At 46.1% G+C, this 7,582-nt stretch carries 8 protein-coding genes; 6 read left to right on the plus strand and 2 right to left on the minus strand.

Translation table 11 applies throughout. The features are described from left to right. Positions 1 to 206 (plus strand): transposase (locus tag AKL11_RS26100; protein ID WP_157673749.1); only part of this gene is annotated, 206 nt, incomplete at its 5' end. Positions 207 to 245: 39 nt separating this feature from the next. Here the strand turns inward: AKL11_RS26100 and AKL11_RS20645 are convergent. Further along, positions 246 to 767, minus strand: a complete 522-nt coding sequence (locus tag AKL11_RS20645) for an MIP/aquaporin family protein (RefSeq protein WP_301335675.1) — start codon at positions 765 to 767, stop codon at positions 246 to 248. Positions 768 to 1,260: 493 nt separating this feature from the next. Here AKL11_RS20645 and glpA point away from each other — a divergent pair, with 493 nt between their 5' ends. Genes glpA through AKL11_RS20670 form a run of 4 tightly spaced genes read left to right on the plus strand, consistent with a single transcriptional unit; the run spans position 1,261 to position 6,228 of the window. Further along, complete coding sequence (gene glpA, locus AKL11_RS20655; protein ID WP_067521525.1) at positions 1,261 to 2,910, plus strand: anaerobic glycerol-3-phosphate dehydrogenase subunit A; 1,650 nt, start codon at positions 1,261 to 1,263, stop codon at positions 2,908 to 2,910. Beyond that, complete coding sequence (glpB, locus tag AKL11_RS20660; RefSeq protein ID WP_067521528.1) at positions 2,907 to 4,202, plus strand: glycerol-3-phosphate dehydrogenase subunit GlpB; 1,296 nt, start codon at positions 2,907 to 2,909, stop codon at positions 4,200 to 4,202. The genes glpA and glpB overlap by 4 nt, the downstream gene beginning before the upstream one ends. 18 nt (positions 4,203 to 4,220) lie before the next feature. Beyond that, positions 4,221 to 5,417 (plus strand): anaerobic glycerol-3-phosphate dehydrogenase subunit GlpC, encoded by a 1,197-nt coding sequence (gene glpC / locus AKL11_RS20665; RefSeq protein WP_067521530.1) that lies wholly within the window; start codon positions 4,221 to 4,223, stop codon positions 5,415 to 5,417. A gap of 19 nt (positions 5,418 to 5,436) precedes the next feature. Continuing rightward, positions 5,437 to 6,228: a DeoR/GlpR family transcriptional regulator gene (locus AKL11_RS20670; protein ID WP_067521532.1), complete on the plus strand. Its 792-nt coding sequence runs from the start codon at positions 5,437 to 5,439 to the stop codon at positions 6,226 to 6,228. 20 nt (positions 6,229 to 6,248) lie between these two features. Here AKL11_RS20670 and AKL11_RS20675 read toward each other — a convergent pair whose 3' ends face one another. Beyond that, positions 6,249 to 6,950: a hypothetical protein gene (locus AKL11_RS20675; RefSeq protein WP_157673695.1), complete on the minus strand. Its 702-nt coding sequence runs from the start codon at positions 6,948 to 6,950 to the stop codon at positions 6,249 to 6,251. Positions 6,951 to 7,025: 75 nt separating this feature from the next. Between AKL11_RS20675 and AKL11_RS20680 the strand changes: the two genes are divergently transcribed. Beyond that, the coding region (locus tag AKL11_RS20680; RefSeq protein ID WP_157673707.1) for a helix-turn-helix domain-containing protein at positions 7,026 to 7,582 on the plus strand (557 nt) is incomplete at its 3' end.

The raw sequence follows: 7,582 nt of genomic DNA on the forward strand, positions 1-7,582 counted from the left end.
TAATCATGCGGGTACGACGGAGGATTGAAACAGTTATTGGCCAGCTGGCAGAACAATTTGAAATCGAAAGGTGCCGTTGTCGAGACAGGTGGCATATGACTTCGCGTATAGCCAGGAAGCTTTTGGCACACAATATGGGTTCATATCTGAATATCAGTGCAGGGAAAGCACCGATTCAGTTTGAAAGCCTGATTGCTGCTGCTTAAAAATCAGTGAAACTCCACTTTGGTACAGCTTTTAAAGTTTTAGTTGGACTTACTTCCATGCAAAGTTAAAAATCTGCAAGTCGAACATCGCGTTACTGCTGTAATGACAAATTCAACAGCAAAGGCCTGAAAGTTATTCAGCGCCGCATTAGGGTACGTAGAGAAAATACCCGCTGTTGCCAAGCTGGCTTCTGAACCACGCACAATATTGTTAGCCAGTTCGAAGTCAGCAAAAAGACTGCTGTATAGGAAGTAAACCAGTGCGGCGGAACAAAAAGCGCCAGCGACCTGGGCAACAATATAAGGAAGCACCTTCTGTTTATCGAAACCTTTAAATACCGTCAGCGCCAACGTAACTGCCGGGTTCAAATGCGCACCGGAAATGCCACCGGTCACATAAACCGCAATAGCAACACCAAGCCCCCAGACAATGGAAATTTCCCATTGACCAAAATTCACTCCGGCTAACACCAGTGCAGCCACACAGCCAACACCAAAGAAAATAAGCAGACCTGAGCCGATAAACTCAGCAAGGCATTCCCCAAACAACGACTTATTCATAATGGTTGCTTCCATATACTGTCGTATAAAAAGTAGGAGTCAGTCGAAATCACCAAAAAAATTCGTATTTCAGAGCCGCTCCGAACAGGAACGAATTCTTACAAACAAGAACAATGATGATCAACAGGCGAACATTGACGTAAATCAATCAAAGTCATCGAACAAGCGAACATTTCGGAAAATACTATTAAAAAGCAGTCAATTTGATTCCTTTGTAGCCAATGGAAGCCATCAAGTTTGGCTATTTCAAATCACCAAATGAAACCTTTTGTTGGTTCACTGTTGTTTCGCTATTGCTTCGCTGTTGTTTAGTGTGATTTATTTTCAACATCTTCTCGTAATGTTGATGTAGATCATATTTCATACCTGCCAATTTCTTTATATTTCATCACGAACATAAACGAACATCTTAACTGCTTTCAATGCATCGTAATCACTCCATTACGATTGGCAGAACAGCGATACCCTACCCTGCAACAGAAGAGCGTACTCAATGAGGCAACTAGAGACTGATGTCGTCATTATTGGTGGAGGCGCAACCGGTGCCGGCGTCCTTCGTGACTGCGCACTTCGGGGTATGCGGGCAATTCTGGTTGAGAAAGACGACATTGCTAATGGGACCACCGGACGTAATCACGGATTACTCCATTCCGGTGCACGTTATGCAGTGACAGACCAACATTCTGCCAGTGAATGCATTAGCGAAAATAAGATACTTAAGCGAATTGCTGGCCACTGTATAGAAGAAACCGGTGGTTTATTTATTACATTGCCAGAAGATGACCTTTCATTTCAGTCTCAGTTTATCCAATCTTGCACAACAGCAGGCATACAAGCCGATGCATTAACACCGGCAGAAGCCTTACGCATTGAGCCAAATGTTAATCCTGCTTTATTGGGTGCCGTTCGCGTTCCTGACGGCACTGTTGACCCTTTTCGCCTGACCGCCTCCAACATTCTTGATGCCGAAGAACACGGTGGTCGCCTGCTGAATTACACACGAGTGACTGGGCTGATCATTAAGAATGGCCGGGCCTGCGGTGTTCATTGCGTCAATCTGAGAACCGGAGAACGCATTGATATTCATGCTTTGCAGGTCGTGAATGCTGCTGGCATCTGGGGGCAACAAATTACAGAATACGGCGATCTGTCACTGCGCATGTTTCCTGCCAAAGGTTCATTACTGATAATGGATTACCGGGTGAATAGTCTGGTAATCAACCGTTGTCGTAAACCAGCAGATGCCGACATTTTAGTACCCGGTGATACCATTTCCCTGATCGGTACGACTTCTGAAAAAATTCCATACAGCGATATTGAAAACATTCGTGTAACACCGGAAGAAGTAGAAACCTTACTTTCTGAAGGCGAGAAGCTCTGCCCTGCCATGACCAACACACGAATCCTCAGGGCTTACTGCGGCGTCCGACCTCTTGTTGCTTTGGGCAATGACGACTCCGGACGCAATATCAGCCGGGGCATTGTTCTGCTTGATCATGGTGACACCGATGGCCTGCCAGGCCTGATTACCATTACTGGCGGTAAGCTGATGACTTATCGTCTGATGGCAGAAATGGCCACCGATGCGGTGGCTAAAAACCTTGGAAATACCAGCGCCTGTGAAACTGCCGAACGCCACCTTCCGGGGGCTAATGGTAAACATACAGATATCCACGCGCCACAGGTTTCCATTCCCGTGTCCGGCTCTGCCAAATATCGTCACGGCGAGCGGGCAGCCCGTTTTCTTGCGGATGATAAAAAGAAAAATGTTGTGATCTGCGAATGTGAAATGGTGACTCGGGGTGAAATTGAATACGCCGTCAACAATCTAAATGCTATGGATCTGGTAGACCTTCGTCGTCGAACCCGCATTGGTATGGGTCCCTGTCAGGGGAAAATGTGCGCCTGCCGGGCGGCGGGTATTGTCAGTGAAATGACCAACGATGATAACGGCGACAACGCCCTGAAAAGTGTCAGCGATTTTATGCAGGAACGGTGGAAAGGGGTTCGCCCCATCCTCTGGGGAGATGCCATGCGTGAAGCCGACCTGAGCTATTGGCTGTACAACAACCTTTTGGGCTGCGACCAGTTGCAAGCACAACCAACCGAGTTATCTCACCCAGAAACCGTGGAAGTATTATGAACTACGATGTCATTGTCATAGGCGGTGGTCTGGCTGGCCTGACCAGTGCTATTCGCTGCGCTGAAGCCGGTTTGAAAACCGTGGTCATTAGCGCTGGTGAAAGTTCACTTGCCTTTGCCTCAGGCTCCATTGATGTATTGGGTATCAATCAAAGCAATCAGCCCGTTGAGTTTCCTTTTGAAGAAATAGCACTGCTACCCGCTGAACACCCTTATCAAAAAATCGGTTCCAGATCATTGAAACAAGGGCTTAGTTTTTTCTCTGAGCAGATGACATCAGAAAACATCACTATGGCGCACAATGAGCAGAAGAACCATGGGCGACTTACTGCACTTGGTGCTGTTCGCCCTACCTGGCTCAGTCAGACTGGCACTAAGCAACTGCCCATCAATCAACCGTTAGACGTTATTAAAAAGATAGCTGTCGTAAATATCGCCGGGTTCCGTGACTTTCAGCCTGAATTGGTAATTGCCGGCATGAAAAGAAACCCGATGTTTGCCAATAATGCGTTCAACTGGGCGGACATTTCTCCGGAGACCCTTGGCATCGCAGTTCGTAACCCTTATGAACTTCGTTCTCTGGAACTGGCCAGAACTCTCAAGCGCGACCTGTTCAATAAACCTAATGGCATGAACATTTTTGCCTCCGCCCTGCAAAAGGCGGCTCGGAATGCTGATCTTGTGGTCATTCCATCGGTGCTGGCCGTTGAAAGAGGCAACGCTCTGATCGCAGAACTGGAGCAATTAACCGGCCTTTCCATTTGCGAAGTTGCTTCTTTACCACCATCGCTACCTGGCATGCGGCTGGCAAGTGCTCTGAAGGCACGATTCAGTAAGTTTGGCGGCATTCTGCTGGAAGGCGACGATGTGATTTCTGGCCAGTTTTCTGATAATCAATTGCAGTCCATTACTACACGACTAAACCCTACCACGCCGTTAGCTGCAAAACATTTCGTATTGGCAACCGGTAGCTTTTTCAGTAAAGGACTGTCCAGCAATCGCTCTGAGCTGACAGAAAGTGTATTTAACCTCTCTGTGAACAGCGAACCCAGCCGTGAACAATGGTCCAATGATCGCTTTATTGATGGCCAGCACAGTTTCACTACCACCGGCATCCGAACGGACAACCTGCTCAACCCTTATCGAGAAGACGAGACAATAAGCAACCTATATTGTGCCGGTGCCGTACTCAGTGGATTCAACCCAGTGAGAGAAGCCAGTGCTGGCGGTGTTGCTATTGCGACCGGCTGGTTTGCAGCAAGCCAGATTATTGCAAAGCAATCTGCCGTATAAGAGACAAGCGAGATCACTATGCTTAATATGATGGATACCAGTTTTGACAACTGCATTAAGTGCACCATCTGCACCACTCGCTGCCCGGTTGCCGAAGCGAATCTGGATTACCCGGGGCCAAAACAGGCAGGACCTGACGGTGAACGACTACGAATTAAAAACCCGGAACTGTACGACGAAGCACTGAAGCTTTGCACTAATTGCAAACGATGCGAAGTCGCCTGCCCTTCCGGGGTTCAGGTAGGTACTGTTATTCAGCTGGCGAAAGCACGACACGGTGGCTTTAAAAAGGGCCCTCGGGAGCTGATGCTGAGCCATACCGACTTAATGGGTTCTCTCTCCTCCACGGCAGCGCCGATTGTTAATGTCATCACTCAATTGAAGCCCATCAAAAAGCTGCTGGATAAAACTCTGGGTATTGATGAACGACTGACGTTGCCTAAATACAGCGGTCAAACTTTCCGCAGCTGGTTCAAAAAACAGGAAGCAGAACAAGCCAGGTTCGAGCGGAAAATCAGTTTTTTCCATGGCTGTTTTACTAACTATAATGACACGACGGTGGGCAGACATCTGGTACAGGTACTGAACGCCATGAATATTGGTGTCAGCCTACTGAAAAAAGAAAAGTGCTGCGGCGTACCCCTGATTGCCAATGGTTTTTTTGATAAAGCGCGAAAGAACGCCGAACTCAATATGGGTCAGTTTGCGGATGCTCTTGATAGTTCTGAGTGCGTCATCGCCACCGAACCAAGCTGCGCCATGACCTTAAGAGATGAATATCCAGAGGTGCTACAGGTGGATAATCATCTCCTCAGGGATCAGATTTTCTTTGCTTCTACCTTCATTGCCCGGGAACTTAGCCAAGGCAATGTGCCAAAGATGAAACCACTGAATCTTCGTGTGGCTTATCACAGCCCTTGCCATTTGATTAAGCAAGGTGGCGTGATTCACACCCTTACGCTGTTAAATCAAATTCCCGGTGTGGAAGTGATTATGCTGGATCAGAAGTGCTGTGGCATGTCTGGCACTTATGGCTTTAAAAAAGAAAACTATCAGACGTCACAAATCATCGGACAAGGGATTTTTGATCAGATCACTGAATTGAACGTGGATTATGTGGTGACGGATTGCGAATCCTGTAAGATGCAGATTGAAATGAATACGGATCATCAGGTTCTGCACCCACTGACTCTTATGTCACAGTCACTAATATAAAGAAGGTTGTCGGAAAACCATGCAGCTGCCACAAAGTCGTCGTCATGAGTTGATCATTGAGCTGATCAGACAACAGGGATTTGTTACCACTGAAAGCCTGGTGCAACATTTCAGCGTGACCCCGCAAACGATTCGCCGGGATCTTAACGATTTGGATCAACAGGGGAAAATCACCCGGCATCATGGCGGCGCAGGGCTCACCAATAGCAGTACTGAAAACACTCATTACAGTGAGAGAAAACATCACCTCAGCGCAGAAAAAGATCGTATTGCACTGGAGCTGGTAACGCATATTCCCAACAACTCTTCACTGTTTATTGATATTGGTACATCAACGGAATCCGTTGCCCGAGCGTTGTTAAGCCATAGCAACCTTAAAGTGGTGACCAACAATATTCACGTAGCTTCGATTCTTTTACCCAGAGAAGATTTTACTGTGATCATTGCAGGCGGCGAGGTTCGTCACCGGGATGGCGGGATTATCGGGGAAGCGACTCGGGATTTTATCAGTCAATTCAGAATGGACTTTGCTGTTACCAGTATCAGTGGTATTGATATGGATGGCACACTGCTGGACTTTGATTATCATGAAGTCCGCGTAGCTCAGACCATGATGAACAATGCCCGAAGAACCCTGACCATTGCAGACCACAGTAAATTCGGCCGTAGCGCCATGATTCGACTGGGGCATGTTTCAGAAATTGATGTGCTATTTACTGACACCGCACCACCAGCACCATTGATGCAGCAGTTAAAAAGTGGCAATACTGAAGTTGTCGTTTGCGAAGAGGTAGTAAACTATTCGGTATGACCTCATCACACATACTGCCTTCATTCGGGGCAGTAGTAATTAATCCTTCCTTCTAAATATTGGAGAGTAACTGATTTTGGGTCATTATCTAATTTCTGAAGAGTTGTCTCTTTAAACAATATAAAGAAATCGCGCTTAATCTTCTTTAAAACTACTGCATTACAAAATGCATCGAACTTTTCCATCTTACCTTCTAATTCAGAATAGGTACAAAACTTATCTGCAATTTCCATAAGAAGTTCAGCGAAATAAAAGCCATAAACGCCTTCCTTCTTCCAGTTTTCAACAGAATTATTTACAGCAATTATTCTACTGCAGTACCCTGCCCTTTCTTTAATATCCACATTCTGATTATTAGCCAGAGTGCATAAAGCTTCAAAGAAAAATGTCATTCTATTATGCAAGAAAGACTCGTATTTCTTCGGCTCTAATACAGTTTTACCATAATCTCCTTGCAATCGACTAATCAGCTGTGCCGGTCCTTCTGAAAAAGCAGCATCCGGAGCCTTAGCGCAAAAGAAATGCTCCATATACTCCCATCTTTCACGCTTCCCTCCATTTGTGATCACAGATAGATTAATCAGGTCTTTCAGCAAAAAAACTTCTGACAAAGTAGGATCCTTGGTAATAATTTCCCTTACAAGGTGCTGACCCGATCGCAAGGCCATGTAATTGTTAAGTAGTTGATCATTTGAAATCATATAAACTGAATAACCGATCAATCAGTTAATCCATTACGAGCCGGCTCAGGAATTTTGAACTACTGTTTCCTCATAGTTTCCACCTGTACGATCATCATGAAATCGGTTTCCAACATAACTGATCCAGCTATCATCACTACACTGCAACAGGCTTCGCGCCTTGGTCCTACTCCGTATTTGAGAGAACGAGCTCATGCTGTATTGCTAAGCCACCGTGGGTATACTCTTGAGCAAATAGCTGATGTATTCAGCACTCAATATCAGACCATCTCTAACTGGRTAGACCAGTGGGAAGATTTTGGCATTCGTGGCTTGTATAAAAGCCATGGCGGTGGKGTCCCTCTAACCTTCAACCCTGAAGAAGTCGCTCGCTTCAAGGAGCTGGTAAAAAATGAACCACGTCGTATAAGACACGCCAAAGCAGTACTTGAAGAAGAAACCCAAAAAAAAACTTCGCTGCCCACGCTGAGACGCATGGCTAACAGCCTTGGCATGGTTTACAAACGAGTTCGACGTTCATGCAGTCACAAGCGAGATCAAGAGCACTTTGATAGTTGCCACAAGGCTCTTAGTGAAGCAAAAGAGGCAGAAGACAACGGCCTTATTAATCTTTTTTACTTCGATGAATCTGGATTTTCACAAGAACCTTCAGT

This window comes from Endozoicomonas ascidiicola, from assembly GCF_001646945.1.
GTDB lineage: Bacteria > Pseudomonadota > Gammaproteobacteria > Pseudomonadales > Endozoicomonadaceae > Endozoicomonas > Endozoicomonas ascidiicola.

Coding starts and splice junctions, on each gene's coding strand:
- AKL11_RS20670 (WP_067521532.1), top strand. CDS start 5,437: ATGCAGCTGCCACAAAGTCGTCGTCATGAGTTGATCATTGAGCTGATC.
- glpB (WP_067521528.1), top strand. CDS start 2,907: ATGAACTACGATGTCATTGTCATAGGCGGTGGTCTGGCTGGCCTGACC.
- glpA (WP_067521525.1), top strand. CDS start 1,261: ATGAGGCAACTAGAGACTGATGTCGTCATTATTGGTGGAGGCGCAACC.
- glpC (WP_067521530.1), top strand. CDS start 4,221: ATGCTTAATATGATGGATACCAGTTTTGACAACTGCATTAAGTGCACC.
- AKL11_RS20645 (WP_301335675.1), bottom strand. CDS start 767: ATGAATAAGTCGTTGTTTGGGGAATGCCTTGCTGAGTTTATCGGCTCA.